This window comes from Clostridium acetobutylicum ATCC 824, from assembly GCF_000008765.1.
In the GTDB taxonomy this organism is placed as follows: Bacteria; Bacillota; Clostridia; order Clostridiales; family Clostridiaceae; genus Clostridium_S; species Clostridium_S acetobutylicum.
In genome coordinates, this window is record NC_003030.1 from 1500182 (window position 1) to 1516869 (window position 16688).

A 16688-nucleotide genomic window follows, 5' to 3' on the forward strand; every position below is an offset into this window, starting at 1 on the left:
AAAACTGCCTAATTAAAGGCAGTTTTTATTTTAAAATACTGCCTTTAGTGTTGTTTTTTATACGTTCTATGTGCATAACCAAGTATGCAGTTTCATCTTCTACAACTTTTTTATGCAGTTCGTCCTCCAGTAATTTGCAAATTTTAGAGGATAATTTGTATGATTCAGGATATGCATGTTTTATAGCGTTAAGTAGTTCGTTTTTTATAGGAGAGGAATTTATGATTCTTTCTATTGTAAAACGTAAGTGAGTAATAAATCTAGCATAATCTATTGAATGTTTGTCTATAGTAATATCGAGCTCATCTTCTATAAATTCTATTATGGTATTTGATAGAAAAGCATACTTTATCGTATTGGATAATTCACCTTTTTTTCTTGCTGAATGTATGTGAAGAGCTATAAAGCCTACCTCATCTTCTGGTATTTCAATATTTGTTTTTTCTTCAAGCATTTTTACAGCTTTTTTTGCTAATTCAAATTCAGTTTTGTAGAGAGTTGCTGTTTCAATTAAAAATGGATTTTGTATGGTATCATTTGAGAGAAGTCTTTTCAGTGTAAAAGAAATATGATCAGTTAAGGATATGTGTATTTTTTCGTTTAAGTTTTCATTTAATTCCTTTGATATCATAGAAATGATTTCTTCACAAATACCTATAATATTGGTATTTACTGTAGAAACAAGCTGTTTAAAAGTGTTTGAGTTATTTTCATTTTCTATAGAAAATACTTTTTCAACATGAGTGTCTGCGGAAATTAAATCATCTATTTTTTTGCCAAAGCCTATTCCACGTTCAAACAATATCTTTTCTTTATTGTTTTGAAGAACGAAGAGAACGTTATTATTTAGTACTTTTATTATTTTAAAATCTCCTGTTGAATTTTTCATTAGTTATCACCTCATAATTATTAGTTTAAAATCAAAATGTATGTGATTAAAAAATATAGCAATATGAAAGATATTAACATATAGAAGGTTTAATTACAACTTCTATATGTTAAATAAGCAAGAAATAAGTACATATAAATAAAAATTCCAACCATAGACTTATAATCCATGGTTGGAAACTTTGCTTAGAATCTAAAATCTCTTTGTCCCTCTTTTAATTCGGTAAGGTGTTTTTTTACTATTGATTTAACCTTTTCGTTAGGTATTTTTTCAACTTCAGAAGCTATAAGTGCTTCACCATTCTTTTGAGTATTAGAAGAAGCATAATCCTCCAAGTACTCTTTAAGAGTCATTAAGGCGTTTGGCTGGCAACAATTTGCTATTTGTCCTGATTTAACAAGGCTCATGAAACGGTCGCCAGTTCTTCCTTCACGATAACAAGCGGTACAAAAGCTTGGAATATAATTCATTTCTAAAAGCCAATTAACTATCTCATCAAGAGTACGGTTATCATTGACTTCGAATTGTGAAGAGTTATCTTCTTCAGGTTCAGATTCAACGTAACCACCAACACTTGTGCTAGAACCACCACTTATTTGAGATATACCGAGTTCAAGTACGCGCTCACGAGTTTTTTTAGACTCACGAGTAGAGACGATCATGCCTGTGTATGGAACTGCAATACGAATAATGGCTACAATTTTTTCAAAAATCTCGTCCGATATTGCATTTGAGAAGTTTTCAGGATCAATGTCATCTGCAGGACGTATACGAGGAACGCTTATAGTATGAGGGCCTACACCCATAGCAGCTTCCAAGTGTTCAGCATGCATTAGAAGTCCAACAAAGTCATATTTGTACATATTTAGTCCAAACAAAACCCCAATACCTACATCATCAATACCACCTTCCATAGCACGATCCATTGCTTCTGTATGATAGGCATAATCATGTTTTGGACCTGTAGGATGAAGTTCCTCGTAACTTTTTTTGTTATAGGTTTCTTGGAAAAGTATATATGTTCCAATACCAGCATCCTTTAATTTCTTGTAGTTTTCTACAGTAGTAGCTGCAATATTTACATTTACACGTCTAATTGCTCCATTTTTATGTTTTATGCTGTATATGGTTTTGATACAGTCAAGAATATATTCAATAGGATTGTTTACAGGGTCTTCTCCAGCCTCTAAAGCCAAACGTTTATGTCCCATATCTTGAAGAGCTATTGTTTCTCTTTTAACATCTTCCTGTGACAGCTTTTTTCTTGCTATATGTTTGTTTTTATGATGGTATGGACAATATACACATCCGTTTACACAGTAGTTTGAAAGATAAAGAGGAGCAAACATTACTATACGATTACCGTAAAATTTTTGTTTGATTTCTCTTGCAAGCTTGAACATTTTTTCATTTTCATCTTCTAAGTCACACTCTAGTAATACAGCTGCGTCTCTGTGTGTTAACCCCTTACATTCTTTTGCTTTTTCAATTATGCTGTCTATAAGTTCGCGGTTACTTTTATTTTGTTTTGCGTATTCAAGGGAATCAATAATTTCCTCATCACTGATAAATTCAGTTGCAACTTTAGATTTAACATTATACATTAAAAACCCTCCAATTTTGTTTTGTTATTCTTTGATAGTCCACAAAGGGATTCTATCATTAGAACGTGGGTAGAGAACTTTAAATTATTAACTATATATGATTTGAAAATAACTTATAATAATAAAATCCTTGTGCCCAAAGGAACAAGGATAGCAGATATGGAAATGTTAATCTATATATGTGCCAGAGCTTTAAAGCTTTGGCACACATTAAGCAATAAAGTTTCCATAATAAATCACAAATAATTATATAAAAATTGACTTTGTGAATACATAGATGAAATAGAGTAACTAAATCAACTATATAAGAACTATTCTCTCGCCTTCTAATTTAGGACTAACCCTCATTCATTCAGTACGATATTTTTTATAAGCGTGGCAGATCTAAGAAAAAACAATAAGAGTTAAATCTCAGATATAGGTTCCTTTAGTTAAACTTTAGTATGTACTAAAATGTTTAGCTAGAAACTACAGATGGGGAAAGCAAACTATAAAACTCAGGGGCTTTCATAAAATCCCATACTGTACCAATGTTATTTATTATATCACAATGCTTAAGAAAATGAACTACCTAAGTTGTTATATGCTTATTATAAAACTAAGTTATTTATTACAGAAGCTTTGTAGTTGTTTAGATTTGATGAGTTTTAATTTTTTATAAAGTTATATAATAATTGTACATTGTGTAAATTAAATATCCTTTGTAAATAATATTACATATAAGGATATAATATGATAAAATTTTGGATATAAACATAGTAACAGAAAAATATTGTAAAAAATATTGTAAAATGATATAATTTTAATTAACAATTATTTTGAGGAGTGATCAAATGATAATTTGGGGTTGGGGTAGAGTAACTAAAAGAAAGATAGGTCAAGTATTCCAACGTACATGTAGTTATTGTAATACAACAGCAATATGGAACTTATGTATTGTTAGAACTTGGTTTACTTTGTTCTTTATCCCCGTAATACCATATCGAAAAAGATATTGTGTTGTTTGCCCAAGCTGTGGAAGTTACATAGAATTAACAGAAGCACAGTTTGAAGAGTTAAAGCAAGCTATAAATTCATCTTCTAGTAATGCCATTAATGAAGCCGTACCAGAAGTTGATAAATATGCAGGAAAGACAGAAACACAAAAGAATTATTTAAAGCAAATGGAAGAGTATAGGAATAGTAAAGCAGAATAGATGTATACATAGAATAAATATGTTCCATTATATAGAAAGCACAGAATAACAATTAACGTTATTCTGTGCTTTTTTTATGTATAAATAAAGGAAAATTTTAAAATTATCATATAACAATAGTATAAACAATTTGTTTTTGCTAAAACAATTTTATTGTATTAGCGACTAATTTATTTTTAGGTATGACAATACTAACAAACTTCATGTGGGCATTACTGCTTGTATGGAGTTTTTTATTTTGTGTAGAAAGGAGAAATGTAAAGATAACAGGTCACATTATGGAGAAAAGAATAATATAAATTAAAGGGGAATGGAAAATGAAGATTAAGTTTTTATTTGATTATAAGGATTATCACATTTCTATAGAGGATGAAGGAGAAGAAATTGATGTAACTGTGAATTTTACACAGCATCAACATAAAAGAGGTAGGCAAAGAGGAGTACATAAGCAAAAAATATTGGATTCTCTTTCAGAAGGAGGGAATAGTGAAATTTTGTATTTAAAGAACAATGAGAAGGCTGTTGTGAGGGATTTTAAGAGAAACATATCCTATGTAATAGAAGTTTATTCTGATTCCACAATAGTTACAAATGTTATTACAAGCCTAAATAAAACGAATATAAAGGCATATAAAGGAGAAAAAGTAATTATTATAGGAAAAAATAATGAGCACAATTATTATTTGAATTAAGTGAAGACAAGCAGCTAGATTAATAATCCGGCCGCTTGTTTTTTTCTATAAGTGAATTTAAAGCCATAATTTGTAAGATTTCAAAATACATAAATATAACTTGGAAAAGGAATAACTAAGGTTAGAAGTTTAATATAGCTTATTATTTCTATGCAGTTACTGTACAGGCAATTCAGTTAATTATTGGGGGATATGACATGAAGATCAAGGACAGTAGATTTAAAGTAAAAAACATAGTTTTAGTAGTTTTAACATTAATTCTTTTATGTGGTTTTTATATTATAGTTAGAGAAGGTATATATAAAAAAAATGTTGTAAAAAAAGAGGTGCCAAAACAAAATAAAATTCATCATAACAAGAAAAAAGAAAATTCTATAAAAAAAGATGTTCCTAAAGATAATATTAAAAATCAACCTGGTGGACAATATACTCCTTGGACAGTTAAAAGAGAGGATGGTAAAAAGGTTGCATATTTAACTTTTGATGATGGACCATCTGTTAATACATCAAAGATAATAGAAATACTAAACAGAAATAACATAAAGGCAACATTTTTTTTAATAGGTAAAAGTGCAGAGGAATTTCCTGATATGGTAAGGCAGGAATTTCAAAACGGAGAGGTTATAGGTAATCATACCTACAGTCATATATTAAGCAATAAATCAAATCCGGAAAAACTCATAGAGGATTTTAACAAATGTGATGGGGTACTAAGAGCTATATTGGGGAAAAATTATAACTCAAGGCTTGCTAGGTTTCCAGGAGGATCTTTTGGAGATAGGTTAAGAGATACTAGAGAAGCTGTTGGTAAAGCAGGATATAGATTTGTGGATTGGAATGATGAAATTGGAGATGCAAGAGGAAGAAATTTGCCGGTATCCATTTTATTACAAAATCTAAGAAAATATACTTATCCTGATACTATTGTGCTCTTAATGCATGATGCTGCACCTAAGACAAGTACAGTAGAGGCACTTCCTCAAATAATTCAATATTTAAAAGACAGAGGGTACACTTTCTCTACATTATAATTTAAGGCAGCCAGCTTATTAAGGCTGTCTTAATATATTACTTTAGTTTAAGGGTTATTTACATTTGGCATGCAAAGGAGGGGTTGACAAATAATAGGTAAATGATTTAAAATTTAATTGTTAACCTAATAAAAATTAAAGGTTAACAATTATAGTGGGGGATGATAAAAGTGAAGCCTAAAGATATGATTATGGTTTCTATTTTTGCAGCATTAACTGCAGTGGGGGCATTTATAAAAATACCAATACCATTTGTTCCATTTACACTTCAATGGCTATTTTGTGCATTAAGTGGCATTATTCTTGGAGCTAAGTTAGGAGCATTATCTCAAATAATTTATGTTGGAATGGGGCTTATGGGAGCTCCAATTTTTACGGAAGGTGGTGGGATATATTACATATTCAAACCTACATTTGGATATCTTATGGGATTTATAGTTGCATCCTTTGTGATAGGAAAATTGTCATCAAAAATAAAGAAAACAAATTTTATAAAATCCTTAATGTGTGTTTTAAGTGGTTTAACTTTTGTGTATTTATTTGGGGTAGTTTATTTGTATGTAATTTATAACCTATACATGGGTGATAAAAAAACTTTTTCATGGGCAATATTTTATGGATGTATTATTTGTATAGGGGGCGATATTTTGATAAGTATAATTGCTGCAATACTATCTATGAAGCTTAGAAGTATAAAAAATGTTAGTGAATTTGGAGGATTATAATGAGAGGTATATATTTAGTTGGAACCGATACGGAAATTGGTAAGACAGTAATATCGGCGGCACTTGTTTATATTTTATGTAAAGCAGGCTACAAAACAGCTTATTTTAAAGCAGCTTTAAGTGATGCTGAAGAACTTAACGGAAAGTTGATTCCTGGAGATACCGAATTTGTGTGCTCTCTTTCAGGAATACAGGAAGATTATGAAAAACTAACTCCGTACATATATAAAACGGCAGTATCTCCATACTTAGCATCAAAAATAGAAAATAAGCCGATTGATATACAAGTGATTAAGGACAAGCTTACTAAATTAGAAAATGAGTATGGCTATGTACTTTGTGAGGGGAGTGGAGGAGTAATTTGTCCAATTACTGATGTGGATAATAAGATATACACCTTGGGTAATTTGATAAAAGATATGAAAATGGATGTTATCTTAGTTTGTAGAGCAGGTCTTGGAACTATAAATCATACTGTTTTAACTGTTAGTTACTTAAAAAATAATGGAATTGAGGTTAAAGGGATTATAGTAAATCAATATGAGGAAAATAGGCTTTGCAAAGATAATATAAATATGATTAAAAAGATGACAGGGATCCCCATATTAGGGGTAATGCCTTATATTAATGAAAATAAAAAAAACTTTATAGAAGAATTAAAATATAATGCTTGTAATATATTCAAAGCAGATGAAATTGCAGGCTTAATGAAAGAAGTATGAACTTGTTTGGTGGTGGAAGATTATGAAAGATATTGAAAGAGATGATTTGAAATATATATGGCATCCTTGTACACAAATGAAGGATTATGAGAAGATGCCACCAATAGTAATCGATAAAGGTGAAGGCTGTTATCTATATGATGTTAATGGAAATTCATATTTAGATTGCATAAGTTCTTGGTGGACAAATATTTTCGGGCATAGTAATAAGAGAATTAATAAGGCAATTGAAAAGCAGTTAAATGAAATTGAACATGTTATTTTTGCACATTTTTCAAATAAGCCTGCTGTAGAATTTTCTAAAAGTCTTATTCAGATTGCCCCAGAGGGATTAGACAAGATATTTTTTTCGGATAATGGATCTTCAGCTGTAGAGATAGCTCTAAAAATGAGTTTTCAATATTATCAGCAAACAGGAAAAGTTAAAAAGACTAAATTTGCAGCTTTAACTAATGCTTATCATGGAGAAACTATAGGGGCCTTATCCGTTGGGGATTTAGACTTATATAGCAAAATTTATAAACCACTTCTTATAGATACCTTAAGAATCCAAGGGCCAGATTGCTATAGATGTAAATACAATAAGGAAAGACATAGCTGTGAAGCTGAATGTTTTGAGGAAATGGAGAAAAGTCTTAAGAAACATAATAGTGAATTATGTGCTATTATTATTGAGCCTATGATTCAAGGGGCGGCAGGAATGAAAATGTATTCTCCTAAGTACTTAAAGAAGCTTAGATATGCATGTGATTATTATGATATAAGCGTTATATTTGATGAAATAGCTGTGGGGTTTGGAAGAACAGGAAAAATGTTTGCCTGCGAAAATGCTGACATAAGCCCTGATATAATGTGCCTCTCAAAGGGAATTAGTGCAGGCTATATGCCTATGTCAGTTGTTTTAACTACTAGTAAAATATACAACGCATTTTATGATGATTATGTAAATTTAAAGGCTTTCATACACAGCCATACGTATGCTGGAAATGCTTTAGCTTGTGCGGCAGCAATTGAAAGTCTTAAAATATTTAAAGAAGAGAGTATAATAGAAAAGAATATAGGGAAATCCAAGCTTATTGAGAAGCTTACAAAAAATAGAGCAAGGAATAATAAGTTTATTGGTGATATTCGCAGTCTCGGTATGGTGACAGCAATAGAACTGGTTAAAGATAAAGATACAAAGGAGAGCTTTGACTGGAAAAGTAGAGTAGGATATGAAATATATAAAATAGCATTAAAAAAAGGCCTTCTTTTAAGACCTATAGGTGATGTGCTTTATTTTATGCCTCCTTATAGTATTGGAGAAAAAGATATAGAATTCATGGTGGAGAAATGTTTTGAAAGTATAGAGCAGTATCTTGAATAAAATAAGGGCTATTGAATAAAAGTCAATAGCCCTTTTGGCAATACAAACCATGTCTTAAAAGTAAGTAATTAAATATTGTAACACTTAAAGAATTAATACATAGAATAAAGTGTAATATTTAATTTGGAGGCAGCGATGTATTTTGATGAATACCAATGTCCTTTTTTAGACAATTATGATTATGAACACAGAGAGAACGAGGATTTGTACAGGCAAGCACCAAGAAGAGCTGTAGCAACTATAGTAGGAGGACCATTAGCTCCTAATATTAGAGGAACTGTAACATTTACAAGTGTACCTAACGGAACAGAGGTCTCTGTTGTGCTTAATGGACTGCCACCGTATAGACCAGCAATGGGTGGAAGACCTCAGGTTGGACCTCATGGATTTCACATACATCAAAATGGTAATTGTACTCCAGGAACTGCAGCACAGCCTTTTCCAGGCACTGGGGAACATTGGAACCCAACTAATCAACCACATGGAAACCATGCAGGAGATTTTCCTGTAGTTTTTTCTAATAATGGATATGCTAGAATGACATTCTTTACGAATAAATTTAGGGTCCCACAAGTCATAGGAAAATCTGTAGTATTGCATGAAAGTCCAGACGATTATAGGACACAACCAGCAGGAGCATCTGGGAGAAAAGTAGCGTGTGGTGTTATTAGAGCTGTTAGATAATAGCTTTTTAAAGGGGCATATAAGTCCCTTTATTTTTATGTAATGGAGGATTAAATAGTACATAAAATTAAGGTATGTATGGAGAGGGTTACATGAATAGAAAAAAGTTAACATGCATATTTATGGGAATTACAGTCTTCTTTTTAGGAATAGGTATATTTGAATTAATAAAAAGTACGGCAAAAGCAAATGCAATATCAAATAGCAATATGAAAAGTGGTTTGGAATACCACTTTTCTATGGAGAATCAGTCTCTAGATAATAGGTTGATTAAAGTTATTAATTCAGCAGATATTAAGCTAGATATAGCTATATACGATTTAAGAAAAAATAATATTGTTGCAGCAGTAATAAATGCAAAAAAAAGGGGAGTTGCTATAAGAATTATTACAGATAGCAAACAGGCAAAATTAGGAGAAGAGGATGAAGAATTAAGATTACTTAAAGCATTTGATATACCTATAAAAATAAATACTCATGCTGGTATTATGCACATGAAGATTACTGTTGTAGATAATAATACAGTTACTACAGGAAGTTATAATTACACAGACGATGCAACATATAAAAATGATGAGGTATTAATCATAATAAAAAACGCTTCAATTGCGAAGGATTGGGAAAAAGAATTTAGCACAATGTGGGAAGATACTTCAAGGTTTACAAGTTTATAGTTAAGGAAGTGAAAACTAACTTATGCATAAACTGTATTTGTTGTCAAAGCACAATTGTGTTTCCATAACTTATATGATACCATATAAATTATGAGAAATAGTTTAGGTATTTAATGAATACCTTTAAGTCCATATAAATAAAATTTAATATATAAGAATATAGAGTTTTAGTATCAATAATAGATTGCTACTAAAATTTGTAGGTTCAACTGAGGAGTCTTAGTTGATTAAAAAGGAATCAGGTGAAAAGCCTGAGCGGTCCCGCCACTGTAATAAAGGAGTTTAAGTACAATATGTCACTGGGAAACTGGGAAGGCGTACTTAAGCAATGATTTTTGAGCCAGGATACTTGCCATATTCTAGTATGTTTTTTCTACGAGCGATAGGAGGAATAATCATGAAGTATAACCATAGGTGTACTATATGCATTTGGCCTTTTAACGTATTGTTAAGGGGCTTTTTATTTTATCAGAATAATTTTCAAAAGGGAGTGTTTATATGCATATAGAAGATGGAATATTATCACCAACGGCATGGGGGACGTTATATGCTGCATCTGCTTTATTTGTAGTTCCAGGTGTTAGAGAAATAAAGAATAGATCTAAAGAAAACTTATATTATAAGCCTTTTTTATCAATGGTAGGAGTAGGGGTTTTTGTAATATCCTGCATGCACATACCTGTTCCTGTAACTGGTTCATGTTCGCATCCATGTGGAACACCTCTTGCAGCGATACTCATAGGTCCACTAGCAACTTCAGTTATAACGGCAATAGCTTTGTTTTTTCAAGCGCTGTTTTTAGGACATGGTGGTATTACAACTATAGGGGCAAATAATATTTCAATGGGTATAGCTGGAGCAATATCAGGATACGCCTTTTTTAAGCTTTTTAGAAAATTTGGCAGCTCAGTATGGTTAGCAGCTGGGGTAGCAGGTTTTGTAGGTGATATGGTTACCTATATGGTAAGTGCCTTAGAATTGGCTGTAAGCTTACATGGACATACGTCAATATTGAAACAATGGTTAATATTTTTTATGGGATATGGACCAACACAAGTTCCATTAGCGATCGCGGAGGGTATATTTACAGCAGTAATTATTAAAGTGATGCTTAAGAGAAGACCAGATCTTTTAAAAATAGATAACTTAAAGAGTAATAAGGAGGGTTAAATATGAAGAGTGGTTCTAATTCCAAAAATCAGATTAAGTGGATGGACAGCTTTACAAAAACCCTACTAGCAGTAATGTTTGTGATACTTATATTTATTTTTGTGTCAGGTAAGTACATGGAAGAGCATAAAATGAAGGCATCGGGTACAGACGATAAGGTGAATTCTATGGCATCAACGAAACATCGTCCATTTATAGAACTTCCAGGAGACGCAGAGGTTGGAGCTTTTTCAGTGGCAAATTTTTTTGCAGGACTTATTTTAGGACATCACTGGGAAAAACTATTTGGAAAGCCAAAAGAAGATAATTAAAGGAGTATTTTTATGAGCCTTTTAGAATTTAAAAATACCGTAGAGCTTGAAAGTTTTCTTCATAGATTCGATGGGAGGGCAAAAACTGTTGTTTTCTTAATTAGTATGATTACATCTGCATTGCTTTCAAGATGGTATGTTATTGCAACTATGTGGCTTTTCTATTTGCTATTGTTTTTTAGTGCAGGGATAAGAATAAATAAACTTATAAAAAGGCTTTCTATACCAATGGTAATGGCATTAATTGTTTTTGTAAATGTGATTTTTACAAATGGAAATCATATTTTTTACAGTATAAATATTGCAGGGTTTAAATTGGATATTTATTCAGAGGGTATAAGCTTGGGGATTATAATTGCTCTTAGAGTAATTACTGCAGCTACAATTGGATATCTTCTTGTCTTTACCACCCCAATGACAGAAATTCTTGAAACCTTAAGAATGCTTAAAATACCTAATACTATTATAGACATAGCAAATATGATGTATAGATATGTTTTCATAATTGAGGAAGTTAAAAATAGTATGCATAGAGCGCAAATAAGCAGAATGGGACAAAATACATCCATCTATAGGAGATTAATAGACTCTGGAAAAACAGCAGCCTATGTATTAATGAAAGCTCTTGATAAAAGCGTAAATATATACAAGGCAATGCTTTCAAGAGGATACAGCTCAGAAACCAAACGTTTTGCTTTTTTCAATGAAGGTATACATAAAAGAGATCTAATCTTCATAATATTATCCCTTATCTTTATTGTGCTCTGCGTTATAGGAAACCAAATGTGAAACTTGCATTTTCACGATAAAAATTATCTATGCAATAAATTTTAAGGTGGTTAAATAATGAATCAAATAAGCATTAATAATGTAGATTATATTTATAGCGATGGCTTTGAAGCTCTACATGATATTAATATGAGTATCAAAAAAGGAGAAAGAGTAGCTATACTTGGCCCAAATGGAGCAGGTAAATCAACTTTGTTCAATATGCTTAATGGAATCATTTCTCCAACGTCTGGAGAGGTTAAAATAAATGGACTAGATACTAAAGTTAAGAAGAATCTAAATGTAATAAGAAGAGATGTTGGAATGGTATTTCAAGATTCAGATGATCAGCTTTTTAACTCAAGTGTAATGCAGGAAATAGCTTATGGTTTAGTGAATATGAAAGTATCAGAGGAAGAACTTCAAAGTAGAGTTAAGTGGGCGCTTAATGTTGTAAATATGGATGGATTTGAAAAAAAGAGTCCACATAACTTAAGTGGTGGTCAGAAAAAAAGAATAGCTCTTGCCAGTGTTTTGGCTATGAAGCCCGAAGTCTTAGTATTAGACGAACCAACAGTATCTTTAGATCCAAGGGGCACTATAAAGCTTGTAAAACTTCTAAAAAAAATAAATGAAGAGATGAAAATTACAATAGTATTTTCAACTCATGATATGGATATAGTCCCACTTTTTGCAGATAAGGTATACGTATTAAATGAAGGTAAACTTATTTTACAAGGAGGAGTAAAGGAAGTATTCAACAATAAAAAAGTTCTTAGAAATATAAATTTAAGGCTTCCAAGAGTGGCTCATTTAGCTGAGATATTGAAAAGTGATGGATGTATTGAATTTGATGAGCTACCGCTTACAATTGGTGAGATAAGAAAATGTATCAAAAATTTAAAGGGGGGGATTTAATGATTCACGGTGGAGATATTTATACAGAAGGTGTTTTTAAAGGGAGAGAGCTTTTAGATTATAGTTCAAACATAAACCCTCTAGGTATACCTAAAAGTTTTTTAAATAACATAGATGAAGGAATAAAAAATCTAGGGGTGTATCCTGACGTTAATTATAGGCGTTTAAATAAAAGTATAGAGAATTATTTGAAATTAAAAGATATAGGTATAGTACTTGGGAATGGAGCTTCGGAAATAATTGAACTTTCAATAAGTCTTTTTGAAAAAATCTTAATTATAGTTCCCTCTTATGCAGAGTATGAGATAAATGCTAAAAAACACGGAGTAAGTGTTGTATTTTCATATTTAGATGAGAATATGTGTATTGATTATGAGGATATAATTTCAAAGATAGATGATGTAGATTCAGTTATAATAGGTAATCCCAATAATCCCAATGGAGGGTTAATAAATAAAGAAAAGTTTATTCATGTATTAAAACTTGCAGAAGAAAAGAAAAAAACAATTATCATAGATGAAGCTTTTATTGAATTCACAGGGGATCCTTCTTCGAGCTTTGTAGGGGAGATAAAAAATTATAGCTGTCTTTTTATAATAAGAGCAATGACAAAGTTTTTTGCCATGCCAGGAATAAGATTTGGATATGGAATAACAAATAACAAAGAAATAGCAGCTAAAATAAAAGCAAAACAAAATCCTTGGAATATAAATTGTTTTGCCGAAATGGCAGCTATAAATTGTTTAAAAGATACTAATTACATTGAGGAATCTCTTTTATGGATTAAGAAGGAGAGAAAAAGATTTATTGAGGAGCTTAATAAAATAGGTTTTATAAAAAGAGTATTTTCTCCTCATGCAAATTTTGTGCTTTGCAGGCTTGAAAATATAAGTGGAGAAAAACTTTATGATTCTTTACTTAAAGAAGACATTGTGATAAGAAGATGCTGCAATTTTATAGGGCTTGATGATAGCTTTGTTAGGTTTGCTATAAAGGACGAAAAGAAAAATACAAAATTTTTGAGGGCTCTTAAGGGTGTGGAAAATAATTTATGAATACAGCGCTTATAAGTTTAAATAGTTACGGAGATAAAATAGGAAAAAAGTTAAGGCAAGCTATGGATTTAGACATATATTCAAAAAGAGAAATTGAAAATTTTAAATTAAGTACTTTAACAGAAATGCTTATTAATAGATATGAAGCTCTGATTTTTGTAGCGTCTACGGGAATAGCAGTTAGAGCCATTGCCCCATTTATAAAAAGTAAGACGGAAGACCCTGCGATAATTGTTGTGGACGTACTTTCAAAATACACCATAAGTCTTTTAAGTGGACATATAGGAAGGGCTAATGAAATGACTTTAAAGATTTCTAAAATATTAGGTTCTATTCCAATAATAACAACAGCAACAGATAATTTAAATGTAGAAGCCCCAGATGCTATTGCAGTTAAAAATGGACTTATAATAGATGATTTAAAAAAAGCAAAGGAAATATCCTCCCTTTTAATTAAGGGCAGTAAGGTCTCATTTATTGATGAAGAAAATTTAATTAAATGCCCTAAAGGATATACAGATAGTTTTGATTCCGAGGGGAAGGTTTATGTAACAAATAAATTAATGGAATTAAAAGAGAAGGAATTAAGGCTTATAAGAAAAAATGTTATCTTGGGAATTGGATGTAGAAAAAATTATTCTGTAGAGGCTATGGAGAATATAGTTATGAAAAAGCTTAGGGAGCTTGGTATTGATAAAAGAGCAGTTAAAACTATAAGTTCAATAGATATTAAAGCTAATGAAAAGGCTATTATTCATTTAAGTGAAGTTTTAAAGGCTGATTTCAAAACATTTACTAAGGAAGAAATAAAAACTGTACAGGAGATATACGAGGGAAGTGACTTTGTAGAAAAAAATGTTGGGGTAAGGTCGGTGTGTGAACCCTGCGTAAAACTTTCTAATGGTCAAATAGTCTTCTCTAAAATGAAGATTAACGGTATGACTTTATGTATTGGATATGAAAAGGTAAAGTCATGAAAATTTCAGCAAAGTATCCTGCTAGTGTTGGTGAAGTAGTTCAAGGAAGCTTTAATGGAAAGGATGTACTAATGTCATTTCCTGTTAGCTTATTTACAGAGGTGACACTGTTTGAACGTAAGGCATCTAAGGATAAGTATAATAATCTTAAAACCATGATGTTTCTAGAAAATATTTTAAATAGATGGGGCTTTGAAAAATACATAAATAATATAGATATAATTATAAGCTCAAATATTCCAAGGGGAAAAGGTTTTGCCAGCAGTACGGCTGATTTATGTGCATTATATTATGCTCTTTTACGCTTTTTTGGTAGAGAGTTTAATGAAAGAGAATTAATTGAGGAATGTATTAATATAGAACCAACAGATAGCATAATATTCGATAAAGCTACTGTGTTTGATTATAAAGAAGGAAGTTATAAAAAAACACTTGGAGAATATCCTAAGCTTCATATTTTAGTATTCGAAGGAAAAAGAATTATAGATACTGTAAGTTTTAATAAGAAAGAACTAAAGCCGCTTAAGGATGTAGGAAATTTAATTAAAAAAGTAGAGAAAGCACTTAAGGTTGGAAGCGTAAAAGATATTGGAGAAGCTGCAACATTAAGTATAGTGAAAAATTGTGATAGACTTAGCTATGATATTTTAGGGAAAGTACTTAGGCTTAAGGATGAAACCTGTGGGATTGGAATTATTGGAGCTCACAGTGGAGATATGCTTGGAATAATTTATGATGATAAGTATGCTTTAGATAGTGCAAAAGAAAGAGTGGAAAATATAAAAAATTATAAAATATATGAGCTCGAAACTTTATTAAGAGCTGAGATGAGGAGGGGAATATATAAATGAATATAGAAAATTTGATAAAGGGTATTAATGGATTAGACAATAAGGTCATGAGTAAGATTCAAAAAAGATTGGACAACTTAACAAAGCCTTTAGGAAGTCTTGGAACCTTGGAGGATATAGTAAAGCAGCTTGGAGGAATAACAGGAGAGGTGTACCCTTCAGTTAAAAATAAAACGGTTATTATAATGTGTGCAGATAATGGAATTGTTGAGGAAAATGTTAGTTCATGTCCCAAAAGTGTTACAGCGTCGGTTACTAGGAATTTTATGAAAGGCTTCACAGGAATAAATGTTTTTACAAGACATGCAGGAGCAGACATAGAGGTTATAGATATAGGTGTAGATGCAGACATAAATGAAGAAGGAATAATAAATAAAAAGATAAGACGAGGAACCAGCAACATGATTAAAGGTGCTGCAATGACTAGAGATGAGGCTTTAAAAGGGCTAGAAGTAGGTATTGAAGCAGTAAAAGAGCTTAAGGATAAGGGTGTAAACCTAATTGGAACGGGAGAAATGGGAGTAGGTAATACTACAACCAGCAGTGCAGTGGCTTCAGTTTTGACAGGTTGCCCGGTAGACGAAATGGTTGGAATAGGTTCAGGACTTACAAAGGAAGCCTTTAGAAATAAAATTCAAATTGTGAAGGAAGCAATAGCACTTAACAAACCTAATAAAGAAGATCCAATTGATGTTTTAAGTAAGGTGGGTGGTTTTGATATAGCTGGGCTTGCAGGATGTTTTTTAGGAGCTGCAATTTATAGAATACCAATAGTTATCGATGGTTTTATATCAGCATCTGCTGCACTTTTAGCAGTTAAAATAAATCCATTAGTTAAAAACTTTATAATTCCGTCTCATGGTTCAGCAGAACCTGGAAGCAAGTGGATTATGAAAGAGCTTGATTTAGAACCAATGTTGAATTTAAAGATGCGACTAGGTGAGGGAACTGGTGCAGCGCTTGCTTTTCAAATAGTAGATATGGCTGTATTTTCCTATCTTGAAATGGGAACCTTTGAAAATGCTGAGATAGAACCCTATAAACCACTAAAATAA

The 16688-nt window shown here is 31.4% G+C and carries 18 protein-coding genes and 1 riboswitch; of the genes, 16 read left to right on the forward strand and 2 right to left on the reverse strand.

Annotation, left to right across the window (positions count from 1 at the left end):
- Window positions 1-25: 25 nt before the first annotated feature.
- Both glcT and hydG read right to left on the reverse strand, forming a co-directional pair.
- Window positions 26-889 (reverse strand): glucose PTS transporter transcription antiterminator GlcT, encoded by an 864-nt coding sequence (gene glcT / locus CA_RS07130; RefSeq protein WP_010964664.1) that lies wholly within the window; start codon window positions 887-889, stop codon window positions 26-28.
- A gap of 185 nt (window positions 890-1074) precedes the next feature.
- Window positions 1075-2493, reverse strand: a complete 1419-nt coding sequence (gene hydG / locus CA_RS07135; protein WP_010964665.1) for a [FeFe] hydrogenase H-cluster radical SAM maturase HydG — start codon at window positions 2491-2493, stop codon at window positions 1075-1077.
- Window positions 2494-3326: 833 nt separating this feature from the next.
- On the opposite strand from hydG, the gene CA_RS07140 reads away from it, so the two are divergent.
- The 16 genes from CA_RS07140 (at window position 3327) to cobT (ending at window position 16688) form a co-directional block, all read left to right on the forward strand.
- A complete protein-coding gene (locus CA_RS07140; protein WP_010964666.1) occupies window positions 3327-3689 on the forward strand; it encodes a zinc-ribbon domain-containing protein in 363 nt (120 codons plus the stop codon).
- A gap of 317 nt (window positions 3690-4006) precedes the next feature.
- Window positions 4007-4381, forward strand: coding sequence for a hypothetical protein (locus tag CA_RS07145; RefSeq protein ID WP_010964667.1), 375 nt, complete (start codon window positions 4007-4009; stop codon window positions 4379-4381).
- A gap of 197 nt (window positions 4382-4578) precedes the next feature.
- A complete protein-coding gene (locus tag CA_RS07150) occupies window positions 4579-5412 on the forward strand; it encodes a polysaccharide deacetylase family protein (protein ID WP_010964668.1) in 834 nt (277 codons plus the stop codon).
- 170 nt (window positions 5413-5582) lie between these two features.
- Entirely contained in the window at window positions 5583-6137 is a 555-nt protein-coding gene (locus tag CA_RS07155) for a biotin transporter BioY (protein WP_014518914.1), read from the forward strand.
- Window positions 6137-6859 carry a dethiobiotin synthase gene (gene bioD / locus CA_RS07160; protein WP_010964670.1) on the forward strand — a complete coding sequence of 241 codons (723 nt, stop codon included), beginning with the start codon at window positions 6137-6139 and terminating at the stop codon, window positions 6857-6859. The genes CA_RS07155 and bioD overlap by 1 nt, the downstream gene beginning before the upstream one ends.
- 22 nt (window positions 6860-6881) lie before the next feature.
- Entirely contained in the window at window positions 6882-8225 is a 1344-nt protein-coding gene (gene bioA / locus CA_RS07165) for an adenosylmethionine--8-amino-7-oxononanoate transaminase (protein ID WP_010964671.1), read from the forward strand.
- A gap of 135 nt (window positions 8226-8360) precedes the next feature.
- Window positions 8361-8909, forward strand: coding sequence for a superoxide dismutase family protein (locus CA_RS07170; RefSeq protein ID WP_010964672.1), 549 nt, complete (start codon window positions 8361-8363; stop codon window positions 8907-8909).
- Window positions 8910-9001: 92 nt separating this feature from the next.
- Window positions 9002-9583: a phospholipase D family protein gene (locus tag CA_RS07175; RefSeq protein ID WP_010964673.1), complete on the forward strand. Its 582-nt coding sequence runs from the start codon at window positions 9002-9004 to the stop codon at window positions 9581-9583.
- 181 nt (window positions 9584-9764) lie between these two features.
- A riboswitch (cobalamin riboswitch) is annotated at window positions 9765-9954 on the forward strand.
- A gap of 127 nt (window positions 9955-10081) precedes the next feature.
- A complete protein-coding gene (locus CA_RS07180; protein WP_010964674.1) occupies window positions 10082-10753 on the forward strand; it encodes an energy-coupling factor ABC transporter permease in 672 nt (223 codons plus the stop codon).
- A gap of 2 nt (window positions 10754-10755) precedes the next feature.
- Window positions 10756-11064 (forward strand): hypothetical protein, encoded by a 309-nt coding sequence (locus CA_RS07185; protein WP_010964675.1) that lies wholly within the window; start codon window positions 10756-10758, stop codon window positions 11062-11064.
- 12 nt (window positions 11065-11076) lie between these two features.
- Window positions 11077-11853 (forward strand): cobalt ECF transporter T component CbiQ, encoded by a 777-nt coding sequence (cbiQ, locus tag CA_RS07190; protein ID WP_010964676.1) that lies wholly within the window; start codon window positions 11077-11079, stop codon window positions 11851-11853.
- A gap of 57 nt (window positions 11854-11910) precedes the next feature.
- Entirely contained in the window at window positions 11911-12750 is an 840-nt protein-coding gene (locus CA_RS07195) for an energy-coupling factor ABC transporter ATP-binding protein (RefSeq protein ID WP_010964677.1), read from the forward strand.
- The gene (locus tag CA_RS07200; protein WP_014518915.1) at window positions 12750-13805 is read left to right on the forward strand and encodes a pyridoxal phosphate-dependent aminotransferase; all 1056 of its coding nucleotides are present in this window, start codon (window positions 12750-12752) and stop codon (window positions 13803-13805) included. Before CA_RS07195 ends, CA_RS07200 begins: the two co-directional genes overlap by 1 nt.
- Window positions 13802-14782 carry a cobalt-precorrin 5A hydrolase gene (gene cbiG / locus CA_RS07205; RefSeq protein WP_010964679.1) on the forward strand — a complete coding sequence of 327 codons (981 nt, stop codon included), beginning with the start codon at window positions 13802-13804 and terminating at the stop codon, window positions 14780-14782. The genes CA_RS07200 and cbiG overlap by 4 nt, the downstream gene beginning before the upstream one ends.
- Window positions 14779-15633 (forward strand): kinase, encoded by an 855-nt coding sequence (locus CA_RS07210; RefSeq protein WP_010964680.1) that lies wholly within the window; start codon window positions 14779-14781, stop codon window positions 15631-15633. The genes cbiG and CA_RS07210 overlap by 4 nt, the downstream gene beginning before the upstream one ends.
- Window positions 15630-16688, forward strand: a complete 1059-nt coding sequence (cobT, locus tag CA_RS07215; RefSeq protein ID WP_010964681.1) for a nicotinate-nucleotide--dimethylbenzimidazole phosphoribosyltransferase — start codon at window positions 15630-15632, stop codon at window positions 16686-16688. The genes CA_RS07210 and cobT overlap by 4 nt, the downstream gene beginning before the upstream one ends.